Consider the following 21,001-nt stretch of genomic DNA (forward strand, 5'->3'; position numbering starts at 1 on the left):
CGGCAACCGCCTTGGTCACCGGCAACACGGACACCACACTCGCTGCCCTACGACACCTCGGCCCTACGACACCTCGGCCCTACGACACCTCGGCCCTACGACACCTCGGCCCTACGACACCTCGGCCCGCAGGCCGCCCGGTGCCGTCCGTCCCGGCTCCGGCGATGTACGCGCCTGACGTCCAGGGTCGCGGCGCCGTCCAGGTCTCCTGGAGTGCGCGCAGGGCACCCGGGCGGTGCGCGATGACATCGTTCGAAACGGGCCGGTGAGTGGTGCCAACGGCCTACGGCTGCCGCCGTGAAGGGGGCAGGAGCGTGGCGGTGAGCGTGGCGGCCAGCCATTCCTCGTACACGTCGGTCGACCAGCCCCGTCCCGCTGTGAGCTGGGTGTACAACTGCGGTCCTGCCAGGGCCCACAGGGCGTCCGCGAGGTGGGCCGGATCGGCGTCCGGACCCAGCGCTCCGGTCTCGTCGAGGTGGGTGACGAACGCGGTGACGCCGGTGAGCCGCTCCCGCTCGGCCGTCTCCAGGACCTCAACGACCTCCGGCCCGGCCTGCGTCAGCAGTGCGAACAGCGCGGCGATCCGTTCATGGATTCCGCGTACGAACGCGGCGTAGAGCCGGAGCTTGGCGCCCAACTCCCCGGTCCGCAGGATCTCCCGTGTCTGGGGGCGGTCCGCCATGGGTACCGGGTCGTCGTCGCCGGCCAGCGTGATGTCCCACAGGGCTTTGACCATGCCCGGCTTGCCGCCGAACGTCTTGTACACCGTTTCGGCGGAGACGCCCGCCCGCTCGGCCACGGCACGCACGGTCGTGGCGTGGTAGCCGTCCTGGAAGAGCAGCTCACGGCAGGCCTCCAGGACGGCCGCGCGGTTGCGGCTCGCGGCCTCGCGCCGGCGCTCGGAGTTGTAGGACCGGCGTGGCGTCTCGTCTGACATCGGCGCATCCTCCTAATTTGCTACAGTCGACTGTATCGAATTCTGTTGTACCGAATCTGCTCGGTTGCAGGAGGCCCGCATGTCCCGTCCCGCGCCCACGCTGGTGGCACCCGGCGTCCACCGCCTAGGCGATCACGCCGTCAACTTCTACCTGATCGAACACCCTGACGGTCTCGTCCTGGTCGACGCGGGGCTGCCCGCCCATCTGGAGCAGCTGCGCACGCTGCTGACCGACCACGGTCACTCCCTGGCCGACGTCCGTGCCGTCCTCCTGACCCACGGCCACCTCGACCACACCGGCCTGGCCCACCCCCTCAAGGAGGCCGGCGCCGACATCTGGATCCATGACCAGGACGCCGCCATCCTGCGTGACGGCCCGCGCAGCGCGATGCGCCATGCCAAGCCCGAGCGTTCGATGTTCCCCTACCTGCTGCGCAGGCCCTCGGCGCTCGCGATCCCCCTGCAGATGGCCCGCGCGGGCGCCTTCACCGCGCCCGCCGTCCAGGGCGCGCGGGTCTTCTACGCCGACCAGGAGCTGAAGGACGTACCCGGCGCCCCGCAGGCCGTCGGGCTGCCCGGCCACACGCTCGGCAGCGCCGCCTACCTCTTCGCCGACCGCGGGCTGGTCTTCACCGGCGACGCGCTGGTCACCGCGGACGGGCTCGTCGGCCGTACCGGCCCCACGATCGTGAGCCGCTGCTTCACCCACGACAGCGGGGCCGCGCTCGCCGCCCTGGACCGCCTCGACGAACTGCCGGCGGATCTGCTGCTCCCCGGCCACGGCGAGCCCTTCACCGACGGCATCCGCGCCGCCACCCGGCAGGCACGCCGGTTCGGCGTCCACTGACCGCACGTTCCGTCCCTTGCTTCCGCCTCCTGCTGCGAACTCCTTCTTCCAACTCGCAAGGAAATGGCATGAGTTACTACACTCCGCGCGTCGTGCACGTCCCCGCCGGGAAGCCCGAGTTCTGGCCGCCGGAGCGCGGCATGACGCTGGCCCCGCTGCTCGGACGCGGGGACATCGACATGGAGATCCTCCCCGAGGAGGCCGACTTCAACGGGCCGGCCGACGCGGCCTGAGCGGGGACGGTACGGCGATGGTGCTCGGGCCGGAGGTCGTGCCTCGGCCCGAGCACCATCTGAGGACGGGGTGTTGGACGGCGGTGGGGTTCAGGGGCAGCGTGTGCTGACGCCGCCGGTCTCGTCGCCCTTGAGGTAGATACCGCTGACGTAGCCGACACCGCCCGCGTTGAGGGGGAGACGGACCCACTTGTCGTTGGTGACACCCTCCGCGGTCACGCTCTGGCCGACCACCCAGCACTCCGCCGGGTAGGACTCACCCGGGTACACCTTGCTCTTGGCCTCACACGAAGTCGACGCACAGGAACGGACGTTGGCCTCCGCCCACGCCGTCACCGTCGCCGAACCACCCCCACCACCGCTGTCCGGCATGAAGGTGACGTCCACCCAGTCGTTGTCGGTCATGCCGAGGCCGTCCCAGAAGGTGCCGTCCGCCACGTCGATGCCGGCTGGGTTGGCGGCCCGCCGGCCGAACTCGTCGAGCCCGCCGTTGTAGCCGTTGAGGTACGCCGCCTGAGCCTCGGGGGTGCCCTGCGGCAGGTCCCGCCACATCTCCCGCTGCGCGGGCGGGTTCCAGTAGTCGTCGCGGGTGTTCCACGGGCCTACGTCCCACACGGGCGCGGTCTCGCAACGCCCCTGGTAGCACAGACGCACCTGGTACTCGTGGCCGCCGTTGACCGCCAGCATCCGCCGCGAGGGCAGGGCCACGAAGTGGTCGCGGGGCTGGATGACGTGGCCGTTGGCGGTGGTCTGCCCGGTGAGGCCCTCCCGGGTGGCGAACAGCCGGTAGGTGGGACCGGACGCGGCCGCCGACGCGCCGTTCTGCGGGGTCTGCTGCGGCGCGGGCTGCTCGGCCGCGGCGGTGACGGTGACGGCGCGGACGGTGGGTGACGGCCCGCCGGGGACGCCGAGCAGGGTGAGCCGGACCTGGAGGAGGGAGACCGCCTGCGGCAGCCGGACCGCGTCGGCGCCGTCCGTGGCCCGCCACTGCGTCCAGGTGCCCGGGTGGTTGCTGCCCCGGACCTCGGTCTGCACCTTGGTGCCGGTGGGGATCTCGGCCTCGGTCCGCACGGTGAACGCCGTCAGCTGGCGGCCGAGGCTTCTGCCGGGCGATGTGTATACGGCGTGAGAGGCGCCGCGTACCGAAGGTGTCCGGGCTCTGCTGTCCTCGACGGTGAGCCCGTCCGGACGGCGGGCGACGTTGCCCCGCTCGGCCTCCGGCCCCGCCAGGTCGATGCGCCAACTGTCCTTACGTTCCTGGTCCTGCGCGGCGGCGGACGGCACCGCCAGGCCCATCAGGACGAGCAGCAGACACAGGACCTGCGTTCCCCACAGCGGCGTACGCCACTTGGCACGCACGGATACGGCACGTACGGATATGGCACGTACGGATACGACACGCACGGGTTCCCCCCTTGGTGGATGCGGACGACGGTCCAGGACTACCGCCCGCACCGGACGCCGTCTCTCCGCAAACTTCCGGATGCCCCGCGAAGCCGCCGCGCGCCTAGGGTCCGTGCTCCGGCCGGTCGTCCCAACCCGGGCGGGGCCGGACCGCCGCGGGCGGGGGCCGGACCACCGCACCCCACGGCTCGTCAGAAACCGCTACCTCATGGGAGGAACCCAAGTGCGTCTTGGTCTGAACGGCATGAACCTGAGAGTCGGCCTGCTGGCCGCCGCGGCGGCCCTGCTGCTGCCCCTCGCGGCGGCCGCCCCCGGCCACGCGGCGACGAACGGCTCCACCGCCGCCACCGCCTTCGCCGGCTCCTGCCCGGCCGCCGGCGTGGTCACCCAGGGCTACAGCAGCGCCCACGACGGTGTCGACATCGCGAACTCGCTCGGCACCCCTATATACGCGGTCGGCGCCGGCGAGGTCATCGCCTCAGGCCCGGCCCAGGGCTACGGCCAGTGGATCCGCATCCTGCACTCCGACGGCACCGTGACCGAGTACGGCCACATGTACCAGCGGGACGTCTCCGTCGGCCAGCAGGTGTCGGCCGGTCAGCGCATCGCCCTGATGGGCTCCGAGGGCGACTCCACCGGCGTACACCTGCATCTGCGGGTGCGGGTCGGCACCTCCACCTCGATCCGCGGCATCGACCCGGTCCCGTACCTGAGCGACCGCGGAGTCGGGCTGCCGTGCACGCCCGGCGGGGGCGGTGGTGGGGGTGGTTCGGCGACGGTGACGGCGTGGGCGGAGGCCAACGTCCGTTCCTGTGCGTCGACTTCGTGTGAGGCCAAGAGCAAGGTGTACCCGGGTGAGTCCTACCCGGCGGAGTGCTGGGTGGTCGGCCAGAGCGTGACCGCGGAGGGTGTCACCAACGACAAGTGGGTCCGTCTCCCCCTCAACGCGGGCGGTGTCGGCTACGTCAGCGGTATCTACCTCAAGGGCGACGAGACCGGCGGCGTCACCACACGCTGCCCCTGAGACAGGCCTCCGTCCCGGCCTGCCGATCAGCCGGCGCAGGCCGGGACGGAGGGGTTGCTCCTGGTCCGCACCTCGGGCAGCCAGGCGGTGGTCCGCACGGTCTCCGGGCCCTTCTCCGCCGCGGGCAGCCGCACCCGGTACCACCGTGAGGACCGGACGCCCGCCTCGTCGGTGATGGGGATGCCCCGCTCCAGACCGCATTCGACGGTGAGGACGTCGCCGTGCCACACCCGGGTCTGTACGACGTTGTCCAGGACGTACGCCATGGTGGGGTCGATGGCCAGGCCCATGCTGCACAGCGGGTGCCGGTCGGTGCGGGCGCGGCACTTGTCGTCGGCGTTGTACACGGTCAGCCGTGCCTGAGGCGCCCGCCCGGAGGCGTCGTCGGAGCCGCCCCACTGCCACCAGGCGGCGCCGCCCGCGCCGAGCAGGGCCAGCGCGGCACCGGTGGCCAGGGCCGCGGTCCGCTTGCCTGTCCGCGGCCGGGCGGCGGGGGTGTCGTCCCCGTCCCCGTCTCCGGTGGCCCGGATGCGTTCCAGCAGGCTGTCCGCCGTGTGCGCCGCACGCTCGACGTGGGCGGGCAGGAGGCAGTCGGCTGCCAGGGCGCGCCAGAACTCCGGCACCACGACGTGCAGTCTGAGCGGCGCCCTGCCCTCGGCGTACTCCTGGACGGCCGAGGCCCGGGAGGTGAAGGTGGCCCCGGGGAAGGGCGAGGCACCCCCGCTGAACACCTGGTGGATCATCACGCCCAGAGCCCACACGTCGGCGGTGGGCCGCACCTGCACCCCGCGTTCGTCCAGCGGGGCCCGCCAGCGCTCCGGCGGCAGGTAGTCGGGCGATCCGAGGGGCGGGATGTAGCCGTGGGTGCCGCGCGTCCCCTCCAGCTCGACGGTGAGACCGAAGTCGGAGAGCCGTACCGAACCGTCCGCCATGATCAGCACGTTGTCCGGCTTCAGGTCGCCGTGCACCCAGCCGATCCGGTGCAGGTGGGCCAGCCCCTCGCAGATCTCGGTCACCAGCCGGTCCGCCTCCGGCAGGGGGCTGCCGTCCGCCGCGTCCAGCAGATCCTGCAGGCTGCTCGCGGCCCGCTCCATGACCAGCACGACGGCACCGTCGAGGCCGGGCACCTCGCAGTCGCCGAGCACCACGGAGTCCAGCAGCGTCATCAGCCGGGGATGGTGGGCACGGCTGCCGAACTCGATCTCACGCCGCGCCGTCTCCGCCAGCCGCTCAGCCTGCCGGGGCGCCAGCCCCGAGGTCGGCAGAAACTTCAGCGCGACCCGATGCCCCGCTTCGGCGCCTCCCTCCGCGTCCACAGAGGTGTCGCACCCCTCGTAGACACGCCCCCAACCACCGTCGGCGATCGACTCGGTGACCTCCCAGCGGCCTACGCGGAAGCCTCGGGGTATCCGCCCGGTCGTTCCGCCGGTCCCGCCGGAGCCCGCCTCACCGGTTCCGCCGGTCCGGCTGTGGTCCGTCTCGCCGTGACTCGATTCGCCGGTCCCGTCGGAGCCCGTCTCGCCGGTCATGCCGGGATGCGGTTCGCCGGTCGGGCCGTGGCCCGTCTTGCCGGTTCCGCCGGGACTCGTTTCGCCGGTCCGGCCTGAGCCCGTATCACTGGTCCCGTCGTGACTCGGTTCGTTGGCCCGTAGGCGGTCCGTTTCGCCGGTCCCGTCGGGGCCCGCCTCACCGATCCCGCCGCGCCCCGGTTCGCCCGTCCCCCCGTCGACCGTCTCCTCGTACATCTCGCCCGTACCGCTCACCGGTTACCCCCGGACGGTGCCGGTGCCGCTTCCTGGAGCGGGAGGCCAGGGGCGCGGGACGGCAGCAGCGCCAGGTGTTCCTCGCGGACCAGGCCGAAGCGGAGTGCGACGCCGACCACGGCCTCGCGCTTGCCGGTACGCCGCGTGCCGCTGCCCGCGGGTGCGCCGTCCTGCGGCCCGCGCACCCGCAGCTTCTGCTCCGCCAGGTAGTCGATGTGGGCGCTGACCGCCCGTGCCGTCAGCCGCGTCAGCGCCGGGTGGGCGCGGACGCGCTCCACGACCTGCGGGGTGGTCGGCACGGAGACGGCCGACTCGTCGCGCAGCCGCGGTTCGCAGAGCGCCACCAGGACGAGGAAGTACGTGGCGGTCTCGTCCAGGGAGTAGGCGTTGAGGGTACGGGTGCCCCAGGCGCCGCCGGGATCGTCCGCGTCGAGGTAGACGTGGTCGGGCGCGAACACCTGGAAGCTCACCGTGGAGCCGCGGGTGGGCAGTACGACCCGGGCGAACTCGAACGGGATCGGCGCCCCCGACCGGCGCGGCGGCACCCGCAGATACTCCCCGGCGCCTTCCGGGTTCTCGACCAAGTAGCTGTGCGTGGTGGAGTAGTTGGTGAGCTGCCAGTGGTCCTCCGTCACCCGGATCTCCCCGGCGAGCCGGGAGACGGCCGGGTCGGGCAGCAGCAGTTCGACCGGATGCGCCTTCGTGCCCCGGCCGAAGCGCGCCGCTTCCCCCGGTCCCAGGCGCCGGGTCGTCGTCGGCTCCGTTCGGTGCGCTGACGGCAAATGGATCAGTATGCCGCTCATCGGCAGATTTTCCTTCCCCCGCTTTTCGGCTGGTCAAGCCGCCGGGCATCGTAGCCCCCGGGGGGTACCCCGTACGGGCTTCGCTGCGCGTGCGTTGGCTGGATTCCGCCGGAGGCCGGGGGCGGCCGTCCGCCCGTCGGCGCACGGGGAAGGAGACGGAGGGCCCCCGTGGATTCCGTTCCACGTGAGGCCCTTCGCCGCTCGTCCAGCGCTTCTTACGAGGAACAGACGGGCACACCTGGGAGCTGGTTCCCCGGCGAGCTGATGTAGATGTTGGTCACGTAGCCGCCGTACTGGGGGAGATAGGCCCACCAGGCGTTCGTGTATGGCGGAATGGTGACCTCCTGGCCCAGTTTCTGGCAGCTCACCAGGACCTCCACGCCGGCCGGCAGGGTCGTCAGCGGAGCGGAGTCGACGGTGGTCGGCCGCGGGCGTACGTTCACGCCCGAGCTCCAGGTGTCGAACCAGGTTCCCGACGGCCGGACGGCGCCCGGCACTTCGAGGGAGCGGGTGAGCCGGTTGACGGCCGTGTAGGCCGCGCCGTACGGGGTGCCGTCGGCGTGCAGGGTGAACACGGCCACGATGGTGCGGTCGCCGGCCCCGACCGTGCCGGTGGTGTGCAGCGCCTCCCGCGTCAAGTCGACCGCGGCGGCGGACCGTTGGGCGGACGGCTTTGCGGATGACTGCGCCGACCCTTGCACCGCCGCCGCGGCGGGGACGGTCGTCGAGGGCTTGGGGGTGCAGCCGCCGGCGCTGCCGAAGCCGGACCAGCCCTGCTTGACCGCCCACGGCCGCTCGAAGGAGCCCGCGATGCCGAAGTGCTGGTCGAACCCGTCGGTGCCGCAGCGCGTCGACTGCCGCAGGTTGCCCATCACGTAGTCGCGCACCGGCGCCGAGGCGGTGTCCAGGATGTACCGGTAGATCCGCACCGTGTCGGCGGCCGACAGGGCCACGTACCCCCAGGTCTCCTCGTACCCCGCAGGCGGGTTGGCGGTGTCGGTCAGGCCGAGCTGCGCCACCGTACGGTCGATGATCGCCGTCCGCCCGCCGAGGTCCCAGTAGTAACTGGCCGCGGTGTCGTCGCTGCTGCGCAGCATCGAGTCGAGCCGGGTGCGGTCGGCGGCGGACAGGGTGCGGGGGTCGTGGGTGCGCAGGTAGTCGAGGGCGATGAGCAGCTTCACCACCGAGGCCGAGCGGAACCGCAGGGTCTCGTTGAGCCGCTCGGTGAAGGTCCCGGTCGTACGGTCGAAGACCGCCACGCCGGCGGTCACGCCCGCCGGTACCTCGGCCTGCGTGCCACGGGCCGGTGCGGCGGTGGCCTGTTGCGTCCCGGTCAGGCCGAGCACCGTCGTGGCCAGGGCGAGGACGGCGGCGACGGCACCGAGCCGCCGCAGACGTGTCCCGCGCCGGTTCGGCGGTCGGTCGGCGGCCGGTCCGCCGTGGCGGCGGGTGGTCGGACTGTTCACAGTGGGTTCCCCTTTTCGGTCGGGCCACCGCGGCGTCGCGGTTCGGGCACCGGCGTCCCTTCACACGTGCGGTGACACCTGTCCGCCGGGGCCGTGGTCCGCGTACGGGTCGCAGGCGGCGGGAGCACGCTAAGTCGCTCACCGGCCCTGCGATATCCGGAAGTTGACGGGGTGACCGCACCGCCGCGCTGCCGCACTCGCCGCACCCGCCGTGCCGCCGCACCGCCGCGCCGGAGCCGCCCGCGACCAAGCCGCTCCGGCCCAGGCCGTGTCCGCGAAGTCCCGCCTGCCCCGCGACGCCCGGCACGCTCCCCCACTGCCTCAGGGCATGGGAGGTGCCGGCGTGGGAGGAGCCCCACTCGCCGCACCGGGCGCAGCCCGAGTACGTCCCGTACGAGGGTCCACGCCCGGCACGCCACGGGGCCCACCCTCCAGCCGCACGACGGGACTTCGCGGACACGACGGACGCGACCTACCGCACCGGCCCGCAGCGCGTCATTCCGTGAACTTCCGGATGACGCACCCGACCGCGCCCCGGATACGTTCCGCAGCGTCCGGCCACGCCGCACAGCAACGGTCGGCGCCACGCGTGATCGACGACACGAGACGACACGAATCGAAGACACGAGGAGTTCCGATGAGCGGAAAGGATCTGCTCCGGACGCTCGCCGTCACGGGCCTGCTGCTCGTCACGGCCTGCTCCGCCGCCGACCGGCCGTCCCAGGACACCGGCGGCACTCTGCGCACCGGGCTGACCGACGCGGAGCGCAAGACCCTCGGCGAAGCCGAACAGCGGCTGATCGGCAGCTGTATGCGGGACAAGGGTTTCCAGTACCGGCTCGACCCGGCCGAGCCGCGCGCCGAGGCACCCGAACGCCGCTTCGGCCTGGACGACGTCGCCTGGGCCCGCGGGCACGGCTACGGCCTGGCCGAGGCGGCCCGCTCCGGCGACCGGGGCGGGAAGGCCGCGGCCGAGAACAGTCCCCAGGCACGCTACGTCGCCTCCCTCCCGCCGCGGCGCCAGGCCGAGTTCGACCGCGCCCTGAACGGCACCGACCGCGCCGCGATCGTCGTCCCGGCGCCGGGCCGCGGCCAGATCTTCACCAGCGCCGACGGCTGCCAGGCCGACGCCCGCGGACGGCTCTACGGCGATCTGCGCAAGTGGACCGAGGCCAAGGCGGCCGTCGTGAACCTGGAGTACCTGACCTTCGACGACGTGGTGGCGGAACCGCGGTACACCAAGGCGCTGGCCGGCTGGCGCACCTGCATGAAGGCACGGGGGCTGGCCTACCCGAGCTCTTCGGAGGCCATCGGCGCCGTGGCGGAGGAGAACCGGTCCCGCACCGCCGAGGAGGCGTGGAAGCGCGAGGTGACCGTCGCGGTCGCCGACGCCGAGTGCAACCGCGCTGCCGGACTGGCCAGGACCGGCACCCGCCTGCAACGGGAGCACGTGCAGGACGCCGCGCGTCACGAGTTCGCCCGCCAGACCCGCTACTACACCCAGGCGGTCACGACCGCGCTGGACCGGGCCCGCTCCGTAGCCGGCTCCGACTGAGACCGCACCACCGAGTAACCCGTCAAGTAACCCACCAGAAGGAGAACGCCATGCGCATCACCAAGCGCGCCCTGCTGGGGCTGGCCCTGGCCGCCACCCTGATTCCGATCGCCGCCACCACCGCCCAGGCCGGCGGCACGAAGCCCACCTGGAGCCGGGAGAATCCCGGTAACTGCCCGGAGGGGTTCCTGTGCGTCTACAAGGGGATCAACTACGACCTCGCCGACGCCGGTATCGCCAAGTTCCAGTACGACAACCCCATCTGGTCGGACACCGACAACCGGTACATCGCCCACGAGGACTCGTCGTGGTTCAACAACGGCACCGGCAGCTCGTACAGCTCCGTGGAGGTCTACGCGGACAACGGCTACGGCGGGAACTCCTTCTGCCTGGACAAGGGCTGGGGCAACAAGTGGGACGAGGTCGCGAACGACCAGGGCGAGGCCAACCGCTGGGTGAACGGCCCCTGCTGACCCACCTTCTCCACTGACCCGTCTCCGCCGCTCGCGCCGGCCCACCACCGGCGCGAGCGGCGGCGTCACTTGCGCAGCGCGCTCGTCTGCTGCCACTCGCTCCACGAGAGATTCCACGCGCCGAAGCCGTTCCCGGGCGCGACCACACCCTTGGTGTCCTTGCCGGTGATCTCGAACGGGTCGCCCGGCCGCACCTGCCCGTAGAACCAGGCCGCGTTCGCGTCGCTCATCCCTATGCAGCCGGAACTGTGGTTGGAGTTGCCGAAGTAGCGGGCGTTCCACGGGGCGGCGTGCGCGTACATGCCCGACCAGGTCAGCCGCATCGAGGAGTTGACCATCTTGTCGTAGGCGTCGCCCAGGCCCACCGTCTCGGAGTTCATGTTGATCGTGCCCTCCTTGGCCATGAGCACGGCGGTTCCGCGCCAGGAGCGCTTGTCGCCGCCGGGGGTGCCGCCGGAGACCGGTATGCGCCGGACCGTCTCGCCGTCGCGTACGAGGGTGAGTTGGTGACTGTCGAGGTCGACCTTGACGATCTGCTGGGCGCCGATGGTGAAGGTGGTCGTGTAGTCGCGTACGAACCAGCCGCCGGCCGCGCCCGAGTCGGTGCCGTTCAACTCGCCGTTCAGCGTGACCTCGGTTCCGGGCTTCCAGTACGTCTTGGGCCGCCAGTCCACCCGGTCCCTGCCCGACCAGTCGGTTATCCAGCCCCAGGAACCCTCGGTGTCGTTCGAGGTGGTGATCTTGAGCTGCTTCTCGACCTCGGCCCGGTTCTTCACCGGGTTGTCGAAGACCAGGGAGATCGGCTGGGCGATGCCGACGGTGGCGCCGGCGCCCGGTCGCCAGTCGACCTTGTTGACCTTGTCCGCCGGAGCCGTGGTGAAGGCGGCCTTGGTGCTCTTGGCGGTGCCGCCCTCGGTCCGGGTCGCCGCCGTCACCGTGTACGCCGCGCCGGGTACGGCCTTGCGGTCGGAGACCCATGACCGGCCGTCGGCGGCGACTTCGCCGGCGAGCTTGTGGCCCCCGGCGTCGGCGACGGTCACCGAGGTGAGCCTGCCGCCCGCGGCCGTCACCCGCACGGGCTCGCCCGCCGGGACCCGTTCTCCCGTGGGCGTGACGGTGACCTTGACGGGGCGGTCGTCGGCGCCCGGCTTGGCGTCCGCCCTGGTGCCTGGGGCATCGGTGTTCGACGAGCAGGCGGCGAGCGGCGCCAGCAGGGCGGCCGTGGCGGCGGCGGCGACGGTGGCCCTGACGCGGGCCTGGGCGAGTACGCGGGTGCGGGACAACCGGGACAACGGGACCTCCGGGAAGGGTGGGAACGGGGTGGGCCAGAGTCGGCGATGTCGTGACTGTAGAGCCGGAAAACCCGAGGTCAGCCGCTATGGAGCAATGTGACGGCGACTGGTGAGGAACCGTCATGGTCCGGTCACACTCGCCGCGCGGAGCGGTCATGGGCCGCTGTGAGCCTTCTGTGTGTCCCCGCGACAGGCCCGGGGAGAAGGAGAGGTTCAGACTGTGTCAGCGCTGCTCGTGCCGCCCAGCCGCGTGCCCCAGCCACGGAACCCGGGCGTGGCCCTGCGAACCATCACCGCGGAGACCTACCGCGCCTTCCTCGCGTCCCCCGGCGGCGCCGCCCTCGGCGCCGGTTTCCTGCAGTGCCCGTCCTGGGCCGACGTCAAGGAGGGCTGGCGCGCCCGACTGCTCGGCTGGGGGCCGGATCCGGAGGCGGGCGAACTGACCGGTGTGGCCCTGGTGTTGCTGCGGCAGTTCCCCGGCACCCGCAAGTACTTCGCCTACCTTCCCGAAGGGCCCGTCGCCGACTGGACCGATCCCGACGTCGACGGCTGGCTCGGTCCGCTGCTCGAACACCTGCGCCGCGCGGGCGCCTTCGCCGTGCGCATCGGCCCGTCGCCCGCCTACCGGCGCTGGGACGCCGCCCTGCTCAAGCCGCTCGCCGGACCGGGCCGACGCCTGGGCGACGTACTCGCCAGTGAGGTCGACCCGCTCGGCACCGCCGTCGCCGAGCGGCTGCGGGCCCGGGGCTGGCGCCGCTGCGGCGGTGACGGGACCGGAACGGACGGGGACGCCCAGCCGCGGCACGTCTTCCAGGTGCCGCTCGCCGGACGCACCACGGAGGACCTGTGGTCCGGGCTCAACCAGGAGTGGCGCCGCAACGTGCGGCGAGCCCGGAAGGAGGGCGTGGAGGTGGTGGTGGGCAGTGCGGCCGAACTCCCCGAGTTCCACCGGCTGTTGGGCATCACCGAGCGACGTGACGGGTTCCGGCTCGGCCGCTCGCTCGCCTACTACGAGCGTCAGTACGCGGCGCTCAACGCCGAGGAACCGGGCCGGATGAAGCTGTACCTCGCCCGTCACCGGGGAGAGATCCTGGCCGCCCACACGATGATCACGGTGGGCCGCCGATCCTGGTACCAGACCGGCGCCTCGGCCGACCACCGTCGCGAGGTCCGGCCCTCCAACGCCCTGCAGTGGCGGATGCTGCTGGACGCCCACGCCCATGGCGCCGACGTCTACGACATGCGCGGGGTACCCTCCACTCTCGATCCGCAGGAACGTACGTACGGACTGCTGCGGTGGAAGCTCGGCACCGGGGGACAGGTCGTCGAGACCTTGGGGGAGTGGGAGAGACCATTGGCCGGCAGCGCCAACCACGCGCTTCACCGCGCCTTCCAGGCGTACCTGAACCGCCGATGACCCAGACGACCCCGACGAGCCCGGATACCACCGCGCCGATGAAGACGGCGGCCCGCGGCAGCGCCGTGATGGCCGCCGGATCCATCGTCTCCCGGGCCACCGGCTTCGCCCGCTCCGCCGTGGTCGCGGCGGCGCTCGGCACCATCGGGCCGGTCGCCGACGGCTACGCGGTCGGCAACGCCCTGCCCACCATCGTCTACATGCTGCTCCTCGGCGGCGCGCTGAACGCCGTCTTCGTGCCCGAGCTGGTCAAGGCCGCCAAGGAGCACGACGACGGGGGCACCGCGTACACCGACCGGCTCGTCACCGTCTGCGTCCTCGCCCTGCTGGCGATCACTGCGACCGCCGTGTGGGCGGCCCCCGCGATCGTCGACGCGTACACCGACTACACCGGCCCGCAGGCGGCCATGACCACCGCGCTCGCCCGCTACTGCCTGCCCCAGATCTTCTTCCTCGGACTGTTCACGCTGCTCGGTCAAGTACTCAACGCACGCGGCAAGTTCGGCGCGATGATGTGGGCGCCCGTCCTCAACAACCTCGTCGTCATGACCGTGTTCGGGCTGTATCTCGCCCTGGCCATGGGCGGCGGGGACACGCTCACCGCGACCGAGACCGCCGTGCTCGGCTGGGGCACGACCGCCGGTATCGCCGTCCAGGCACTCGCCCTCGTCCCCGCGCTGCGCGCGGCCCGCTTCCGCTGGCGCCCCCGCTTCGACTGGCGCGGCAGCGGACTGACCCGCCCCATGCGAGCGGCCGGCTGGCTGGTGCTCCTCGTCCTGGCCAACCAGGCCGCGTACTGGGTCACCACCCGCCTCGCCACCACCGCGGGCCTCGACGGCGGCCCCGGATACGGCGCGTACAACAACGCCTATGCCCTGTGGGTCGTACCGCACGGCATCATCACGGTCTCCGTGGTGACCGCGCTGATGCCCCGGATGAGCGCGGCCGCCGCCGACGGGGACACCGACGCCGTACGCCGCGACGTCTCCCACGCCCTGCGCGTCTGCGCGTCCGCCGTCGTCCCCGCCGCCTGCGCGCTGTTCGCCCTCGCCCAGCCGGTGATGGCCCTCGTCTTCGGATACGGCAGGACCGGCGCCGACGACACGGCCGCCATGGCCGGGATCCTGATGGCCTTCGCGCCCGGACTCGTCGCCCTGTCCGGCCAGTACGTCCTGTCCCGCGCCTTCTACGCGCTCTCCGACACCCGTACGCCGTTCCTGCTCAACCTCGTGATCGTCGCCCTCAACGCGGGACTCTCCCTGGCCGCCGCACACCTGCTGCCGGCCCGCTGGGCCGTGACGGGCATGGCGGCGGCGTACTCCCTGGCGCTGTGCGTGGGCTGGGCGGTGACGGGCCTGGTGCTGAGCCGCCGGCTCGCCGTCGCCCGCTCTCTGCGCTCGTCCGCCGTCGCCCACCTCCCGCGCTCGTCCGCCGTCGTACGCCTCCTGCGCTCGTCCTCCGTCGGCGCCCACGCGCGGTTGCTGCTCGCCGCCGTCCCCGCCACCGCCCTCGGCCACCTCGCGGCCCTGAACGCGGTACGGGCGGGGGCCCTGGTCGCCGCAACTGCGGGGGCGGTTGTCGTCGTCCTCACCTTCGCTGTGCTCGCCCGTCCTCTACGACTCGCCGAACTCGACGCGCTGCTCTCCGGCGTACGCCGCAGACGAACCGGGACCTGACCCCCACCCCTGACATCACCTAGGGAGAACCGCCGATGCCCCGCGTGCTCCTCATCGAGGACGACCCCTCCGTACGCGAGGGGGTCGAACTCGGTCTGCGCCGCCGCGGCCACGAGGTACGGGCGGCCGCGACCGGTGAGGCCGGACTCGCCGCCATGGCCGAATTCCGCCCCGATCTGCTGCTGTTGGACCTGATGCTGCCCGGCATGAACGGCGTACAGGTCTGCCGGCAGGTCCGCGACCACAGCCAGCTGCCGATCATCATGCTCACCGCGCGCGGCGACGACTTCGACGTGGTCATCGGCCTGGAGGCCGGCGCCGACGACTACATCGTCAAGCCCGCCCGCCCCGAGGTGATCGAGGCCCGGATCCGTGCCGTACTGCGCCGCATCGACGACAGCGGATCGGGCCGACCGGCCATCGAGGTCTACGGCGAACTCACCGTCGACCGGGTCGGACTGACCGTCACCAAAGCCGGCCGGCCACTCGCGCTCGCCCCCTCGGAGCTCAAGCTCCTGCTGCATCTCTCCGGCGCCCCCGAGCAGGTGTTCAGCAGGCAGCAACTCCTTGAACACGTCTGGGAGCACAACTTCCACGCCGACGCCCGACTGGTCGACGCATGCGTGGCCCGGCTGCGCGGCAAGATCGAGGACGAGGTCGGCAGCCCCCGCTACGTCCAGACACTGCGGGGCTTCGGCTACCGCTTCGGACCACTGTGAGCGGCAATGGCAGCAGCGGCGAGCGGGCGCGGGCCAAGGCGTTCGGGCTGCGTACGCGGCTGTTGCTCGCCTTCCTGCTGGTCGCCGCCGTCAGCGCCGGCACGACGGCCGCGCTGACCTACCGCGAGGCCCGCAACGCGCTCCTTGAGACCGCCCAGGACACGGCGGTCACGTCGTTCCGCGACCACGTCCAGCAGACGGGCTTCGCCCTGCCGGTGCAGGGCGGGGACGACCTGGCGGAAGTCCTGCGGGACATCGCCCGCAAGGGCAAGCCCCACCCCTGGGTGGTGTTCGCCGAGTACGGTTCGGTCCGCGCCTCCTCGGGCGAGAACCCCGTCTCCACCGTCATCACACCCGAACTGCGCCGCGCCGCGCGGGCCAACCCCCACGGCAGCTTCGAGCGGGTCGTCAAGGACGGCGTCCCCTATCTGACCATCGCCATGCCCATGGTCTTCAGGGCGAGCCCGGACAGCGTGCTGCCCAGCGGGCTCATCCTGTACGCCGTCATGCGGATGACCGATGAACAGGTCAACGTCGACGCCCTCCTGATGGCCGGCCGGGACGGCGCCCTGCCCGGCCTCGCCGTCGCGCTGATACCCGGTCTCATCGCCGCCCGCAGCGTGCTGCGCCCGGTGCGCAAACTGCGCGAGGCGGCCCTGAACATGGGCAGCGGCAGACTCGACACCAGGATTCCGGTGCGCGGCAGCGACGAACTGGCCGACCTGGCACGCACCTTCAACGAGTCGGCGGGCCAACTGGAGCGTTCCGTACGCGAGTTGCGCGAGGCCGAGGAACGCGCCCGCCGCTTCGCCTCCGACGTCTCGCACGAACTGCGCACCCCCCTCGCCGGGATGCTCGCCGTCACCGAGGTCCTCGACGAGGACGCGGACGGTCTGGACGCCGACACCGCGCGGGCGGTCCGGCTGGTCAGCGCGGAGACCGGGAAGCTCGCCGTGCTCGTCGAGGACCTGATGGAGATCTCCCGCTTCGACGCCCGCGCGGCCGAGTTGAACGCCGACGAGGTCGACGTCGGTGAGGCCATCCGCAAGACCCTCCACAACCGGCACTGGACCGACGACCGGATCCGCACCGAACTCCCCGACGGCATCCGGGCCCGGCTCGACCCGCGCCGCTTCGACGTCGTGATCGCCAACCTCGTCGGCAACGCCCTGCGGCACGGCGGCGCGCCCGTCACCGTACGCCTGCGCACCGAGCCGCGCTCCCCGGGCCCGCCCGTACTGATCGCCGACGTCCTGGACAGCGGACCCGGCATCCGCCCCGAAGCGCTCCCGCACATCTTCGACCGCTTCTACAAGGCGGACGCGGCCCGCACCCGCTCGGCGGGCAGCGGCCTGGGACTTGCCATCACCCGGGAGAACGTGAAACTGCACGGCGGAACGATCTATGCGGGGAACCGCCCCGGGGGCGGTGCCGTCTTCGCCGTCGAGATACCGCTTCACGTGGAGGGGGCCGGCGGATGAGGCGTGCGCGAAGGCGCCGACGTGTGTCGGCCGCCGCCTTCGCTGTCGCGGCCGCCGTACCGCTGCTCGGTGGCTGCGGCATCCAGGAGACCGACGTCATCGCGGCGGGAGGTCCCGCCAGCTTCCAGGCCTTCCTCAACCGCGAGTACGACATGCTGCTCTTCTTCCGTTCCCCCGACGGAGGACTGAGCCCCGTGATCCGGACCGTGACCAGACCCCCTGCCGATTTCGGGTACAGCTACGAGTCGGGCTCCGCGGACCAGACACCCGACGACACGCCGGGACCGATACCGACGGAGAAGATCGTCACGGCGTTGCTCGCCGGCCCGCGCGAGGAAGACCGGGCCGCCGGCCTGGACACCTCCCTTCCCGCCGCCCGCCCCGGCGGTGCCGTCGAGGTCGAGCCCGCCTCGGGCGGCAGGGTCAAGACCCGCCTGCCCCTTGCCCTTGCGGGACTGGACAGCATCGCCCTACGTCAGCTCACCTGCACGATCGCCTACAGCCAGGACCCCGACGGCCAGGTCGTCGTGGAACTGACGGGACTGGACGGCGCGTCGAGGTCCGGCACCTGCGGACTCGCCCTCGGCAGCAGCGGCACCGGGGCCGGGACCACGCCGTCCGCCACGACCGGCTGAGAACACGAGCCTCCGCGATCTCCTTCCCCGGTACTCCTGATGGGCATGGACATGCTGTTACTCTCGTGGCCGCTGTGCGTGGGGGGCAGCTCGGGGGCTGGACGTTTTCGCAGCACCGTCAACGCGCGCCTGATCGGCCGCCGCCGTCCCGTCACGCCTTTCTCTGTTGAGAGGTGCAGGAGACGATGATGGTCCGTCGTACCACCGCCCGTACGACCGCCCGGGGCGTCGTCGCCGCGCTGGCGGTCCTCGCCGTGACCGTCGGTCCCGGCCCGCTCGCCGGCACGGCCGAAGCGGACGAAGGCGTCGGGGGCACCGCCCTCGCGACGGAGAAGGTCTTCCAGGCGGACCGCTACATACCGCGGCGGGACCGGATCCACACAGCCGGCCCCAGTGGATATCTGCATGTCCAGGAGGGCCGTTCCGGCTACCTGTGGACCTCGTACGACACCGGTACGACGACCGAGCTGGGCGACCTGTCCCCTCTCGAACTCCCCGCATACCTGGGGTCGTCGTCCGACGTCGTGACCGAAGTCGTCTCGGCCAACCAGAAGGTGGTCCTCAGGGACGTCCCCGCGGGTACCACCACGGACGTCGCCCTCACCCACGGCTCGTACGTGGCGACCTTCGGCACCCATGTGCTGACCCAGGCCCGGGACGCCGCCGGCGACCGCGTGCTGTGGCTGTACGGCGACGGCGCCCCCGCGGAGGGCACTCTCGTCCAGGGATGGCCGACCGGCATCAAGTTCAGCTTCAGCGTGCTGGGCGGCGACAGCGACACCGCCGTCATCGGCTACGCGCTGGCGGACGGCGAGCGGCACCTCGCGCTGGTGGACCTGGCCACCGCGACGGTCACCGGCGATGTGGTCGTCCCCGCCGCCCCGACCGGCGTCGCGCTGAGCGCGGACCGGCTGGTCTGGTGGTCCGGAAGCACGCAGGCACACGTCCTCGACCGCGCCGACCTCTCCGCCGCCGAGACGACGGTGACGCTGCCCGGCACGGAGGGCAGCCCGTCCGTGGGCATCGCCGGGCGCTGGCTGGTGGTGGCCCGTTCGGTGCCGTCGTCCTCGCACAACCTGGCCAACGACTCCGGCGAGCAGCTCATGGCCGTCCCCCTCGCGGGCGGTGACCCGATCACCCTGCTCCGGCACGCGAACACTTCCCTCGTCGCGGCACCGGACGGCAGTCTGCTGGCCGTGGGCGGTGTCGACGCCGGGCACTGGGCGGTACGCCGGGTCACCGACACGGGCGCGGCCACCCCGACGCTGACGGAGCTGACCGCCGTACCGTCGGTGGCCGCGAAGATCGACCGGCTGTCGCTGCAGAACGGCACCCTGGCCACCGACGAGGCCGACAGCCTCTTCCTGGGCGCCTTCGTCACCCGGCGGATCGCCGCCGACGGAACGCCGAGCGCGCCGACCTGGCGGGGCTGGGACGGTTTCGACGTGGGCCCGTACGCCACCGGGGACGGCCGTGCGGTGACGTTCACCGCCGACTCCGACCCCACCGCCGACTCGTACGTCCGGTCCCTCGACGAGAAAGACGACGCGGGCTTCTTCTATCTGTCCTCGACCGCCGGAACCGTCCTCGACATCACCGGCCGCTACGCGATCGTCAACGGCACGTCCCCCACCAAGCAGTACGTCGGCGACCTCGGCGTCTACTCCGACCTCCAGCCCATCCTCACCCGCTCCGTCACCGCCGCCTCCGTCTGGGGAACCAGCCTGTGGACGCCGGGTTCCGGCACCGGTGTCGTCACCGCCAAGGACCTGAAGACCGGCAAGACCACCGACACCGTCAGCACCGGCGCCCCGTGCGTTCCCAAGGAGCTGCAGGCGGTGGGCCGTTGGATCTACTGGTCCTGCGGCACGACCGCGACGTCGGGTGTATGGGACCGTACGGCGAAGAAGAACATCGCCGTCCCGTCCGGCGAGGTGCTGCTCGGCGACGGCTACCTCGTCCGGCACGACACCTCGGCCGGGGCGCTCCTCCTCACCGCGTTCGCCGACGGCACCGCGACCACCCGGAAGATCGGCGACCTGGCGGCGGGCACGTCCAGTCTGCGCGGGGTGACCTGGACGGTGGACAAGTTCGGCGGGCCCGCGGCCTACGTGGACGCGGACAAGCAGGTCCACCTGGTGCCCAGCGGGGTCGCCACCCAGCGGCTCGCGGTGGCCGAGTCCGAGGCGACCGCCAACACGAGCGGCAGCAGCCCGTGGTGGCAGTGGCGCGGGCTGCTCTCCAAGCCCGCCGCGTCCTGGACGGCCACGGTCACCAGCAAGGCCACCGGCGCGGTGGTCCGTACGCTCTCCGGCGGGGAGGTGTCCGGCACCCTGACCACGCGCTGGGACGAGCGCGACAGCAAGGGCGCGTACGTCCCCAACGGCACGTACACCTTCAAGCTGACGGCCCCGCCCGCCGACGGTTCGGGACCGGCGCTCACGGTGTCCCAGACGGTGAGGGTGTCCCAAGGAGCCGCCGTACGACGCGACTTCACCAACGGCGGCACCTGGGCGCCCGACGGAATCGGCGACGTCCTGACCCTCAACTCGTCCGGCACCATCAGCTACCGCCCGGGCAACGGGACGGGAGCCTTCGGCGGGGCCATGCCGGGCTCGGGCTGGCCCACCACCGTGACGGCCGTCCCGTTCGGCGACCTCAACGGCGACCGCCGCAACGACGTCCTCGTCCGGTTCAGCAGCGGCGAACTGCGGGTGTACCGGACCATGAGCGGGCAGGCCTTCCTCACGAACACCCCGCACACCTCGCTCGGCAAGGGCTGGAACCAGTACGACGTGCTGACCTCGCCCGGGGACGTCAGCGGCGACGGCCGCCCCGACCTCATCGCCCGCAACTCCTCCACGGGAGCCGTCTACCTCTACAAGGGGACTTCGGCGGGGAAGCTGTCGGCCCGCGTGAAGCTCTACGACAACTGGAAGACGTACAAGAAGGTCGTGGGCGTCGGCGATCTCAACGGCGACGGCGTCGGGGATCTGCTGGCCCAGGACAAGGCGAACAACCTGTACCGGTACTACGGCAAGGGCAACGGGACGTTCGCACCGCGCGTGAAGCTGTACTCGGCCTGGGGCGGTTCCTACAACGCCATCGTCGGCGTCGGAGACATCACCGGCGACGGCAAGGCGGACTTCATCTCCCGCGACACCGCCGGCAACGTGTGGCGCAACAGCGGGAACGGCAAGGGGTCGTTCGGGCCCCGCGCGAAGATCGCCTCGGGATGGCAGGTGTACAAGGGCGTGTTCTGACGGCGCGTGGGCG

Annotated in this window: 17 protein-coding genes; 11 read left to right on the forward strand and 6 right to left on the reverse strand. The window is 72.1% G+C overall.

Features of this window, described 5'->3' with window-relative positions; genetic code table 11:
• Window positions 1-283: 283 nt before the first annotated feature.
• Complete coding sequence (locus OG219_RS25090) at window positions 284-937, reverse strand: TetR/AcrR family transcriptional regulator (protein ID WP_266830066.1); 654 nt, start codon at window positions 935-937, stop codon at window positions 284-286.
• A gap of 79 nt (window positions 938-1,016) precedes the next feature.
• On the opposite strand from OG219_RS25090, the gene OG219_RS25095 reads away from it, so the two are divergent.
• Window positions 1,017-1,784, forward strand: coding sequence for an MBL fold metallo-hydrolase (locus OG219_RS25095; RefSeq protein ID WP_266830068.1), 768 nt, complete (start codon window positions 1,017-1,019; stop codon window positions 1,782-1,784).
• Between the two features lie 68 nt (window positions 1,785-1,852).
• Window positions 1,853-2,017 carry a hypothetical protein gene (locus OG219_RS25100; protein ID WP_266830069.1) on the forward strand — a complete coding sequence of 55 codons (165 nt, stop codon included), beginning with the start codon at window positions 1,853-1,855 and terminating at the stop codon, window positions 2,015-2,017.
• 90 nt (window positions 2,018-2,107) lie between these two features.
• On the opposite strand, the gene OG219_RS25105 is transcribed toward OG219_RS25100, so the two are convergent.
• On the reverse strand, window positions 2,108-3,421 hold the full coding sequence (locus tag OG219_RS25105) for an SH3 domain-containing protein (RefSeq protein WP_266830071.1): 1,314 nt from the start codon (window positions 3,419-3,421) through the stop codon (window positions 2,108-2,110).
• Between the two features lie 223 nt (window positions 3,422-3,644).
• On the opposite strand from OG219_RS25105, the gene OG219_RS25110 reads away from it, so the two are divergent.
• Complete coding sequence (locus OG219_RS25110) at window positions 3,645-4,445, forward strand: M23 family metallopeptidase (protein WP_266830073.1); 801 nt, start codon at window positions 3,645-3,647, stop codon at window positions 4,443-4,445.
• A gap of 26 nt (window positions 4,446-4,471) precedes the next feature.
• Here the strand turns inward: OG219_RS25110 and OG219_RS25115 are convergent, their stop codons facing one another.
• The 3 genes from OG219_RS25115 to OG219_RS25125 all read right to left on the reverse strand — a co-directional run bounded on the left by OG219_RS25115 (window position 4,472) and on the right by OG219_RS25125 (window position 8,348).
• Window positions 4,472-6,208 (reverse strand): serine/threonine-protein kinase, encoded by a 1,737-nt coding sequence (locus OG219_RS25115; protein WP_323183297.1) that lies wholly within the window; start codon window positions 6,206-6,208, stop codon window positions 4,472-4,474.
• Entirely contained in the window at window positions 6,205-7,011 is an 807-nt protein-coding gene (locus tag OG219_RS25120; RefSeq protein ID WP_266830075.1) for a serine/threonine protein kinase, read from the reverse strand. The genes OG219_RS25115 and OG219_RS25120 overlap by 4 nt, the downstream gene beginning before the upstream one ends.
• Window positions 7,012-7,226: 215 nt before the next feature.
• Entirely contained in the window at window positions 7,227-8,348 is a 1,122-nt protein-coding gene (locus OG219_RS25125; protein ID WP_266836219.1) for a hypothetical protein, read from the reverse strand.
• Window positions 8,349-9,114: 766 nt separating this feature from the next.
• Between OG219_RS25125 and OG219_RS25130 the strand changes: the two genes are divergently transcribed.
• Together OG219_RS25130 and OG219_RS25135 are read left to right on the forward strand one after the other, a co-directional pair.
• Window positions 9,115-10,032 (forward strand): hypothetical protein, encoded by a 918-nt coding sequence (locus OG219_RS25130; protein ID WP_266830077.1) that lies wholly within the window; start codon window positions 9,115-9,117, stop codon window positions 10,030-10,032.
• 50 nt (window positions 10,033-10,082) lie between these two features.
• A complete protein-coding gene (locus tag OG219_RS25135) occupies window positions 10,083-10,505 on the forward strand; it encodes a peptidase inhibitor family I36 protein (protein ID WP_266830079.1) in 423 nt (140 codons plus the stop codon).
• Between the two features lie 65 nt (window positions 10,506-10,570).
• On the opposite strand, the gene OG219_RS25140 is transcribed toward OG219_RS25135, so the two are convergent.
• Window positions 10,571-11,788: an Ig-like domain-containing protein gene (locus OG219_RS25140; protein ID WP_266836220.1), complete on the reverse strand. Its 1,218-nt coding sequence runs from the start codon at window positions 11,786-11,788 to the stop codon at window positions 10,571-10,573.
• Window positions 11,789-12,071: 283 nt separating this feature from the next.
• On the opposite strand from OG219_RS25140, the gene OG219_RS25145 reads away from it, so the two are divergent.
• The 6 genes from OG219_RS25145 (at window position 12,072) to OG219_RS25170 (ending at window position 20,988) form a co-directional block, all read left to right on the forward strand.
• On the forward strand, window positions 12,072-13,214 hold the full coding sequence (locus tag OG219_RS25145; RefSeq protein WP_266830081.1) for a peptidoglycan bridge formation glycyltransferase FemA/FemB family protein: 1,143 nt from the start codon (window positions 12,072-12,074) through the stop codon (window positions 13,212-13,214).
• 38 nt (window positions 13,215-13,252) lie between these two features.
• Window positions 13,253-14,890: a murein biosynthesis integral membrane protein MurJ gene (gene murJ, locus OG219_RS25150; RefSeq protein ID WP_266836221.1), complete on the forward strand. Its 1,638-nt coding sequence runs from the start codon at window positions 13,253-13,255 to the stop codon at window positions 14,888-14,890.
• A gap of 35 nt (window positions 14,891-14,925) precedes the next feature.
• Window positions 14,926-15,609: a response regulator transcription factor gene (locus OG219_RS25155; protein WP_266830083.1), complete on the forward strand. Its 684-nt coding sequence runs from the start codon at window positions 14,926-14,928 to the stop codon at window positions 15,607-15,609.
• A complete protein-coding gene (locus tag OG219_RS25160; protein WP_266830085.1) occupies window positions 15,606-17,090 on the forward strand; it encodes a HAMP domain-containing sensor histidine kinase in 1,485 nt (494 codons plus the stop codon). Before OG219_RS25155 ends, OG219_RS25160 begins: the two co-directional genes overlap by 4 nt.
• Entirely contained in the window at window positions 17,087-17,725 is a 639-nt protein-coding gene (locus OG219_RS25165; RefSeq protein WP_266830087.1) for a hypothetical protein, read from the forward strand. Before OG219_RS25160 ends, OG219_RS25165 begins: the two co-directional genes overlap by 4 nt.
• A gap of 188 nt (window positions 17,726-17,913) precedes the next feature.
• Window positions 17,914-20,988 carry an FG-GAP-like repeat-containing protein gene (locus OG219_RS25170; RefSeq protein WP_266830089.1) on the forward strand — a complete coding sequence of 1,025 codons (3,075 nt, stop codon included), beginning with the start codon at window positions 17,914-17,916 and terminating at the stop codon, window positions 20,986-20,988.
• The last annotated feature ends 13 nt before the right edge of the window (window positions 20,989-21,001 follow it).

Origin of the sequence: Streptomyces sp. NBC_00038, assembly GCF_026343635.1 — a bacterium.
Classification (GTDB): Bacteria; Actinomycetota; Actinomycetes; order Streptomycetales; family Streptomycetaceae; genus Streptomyces.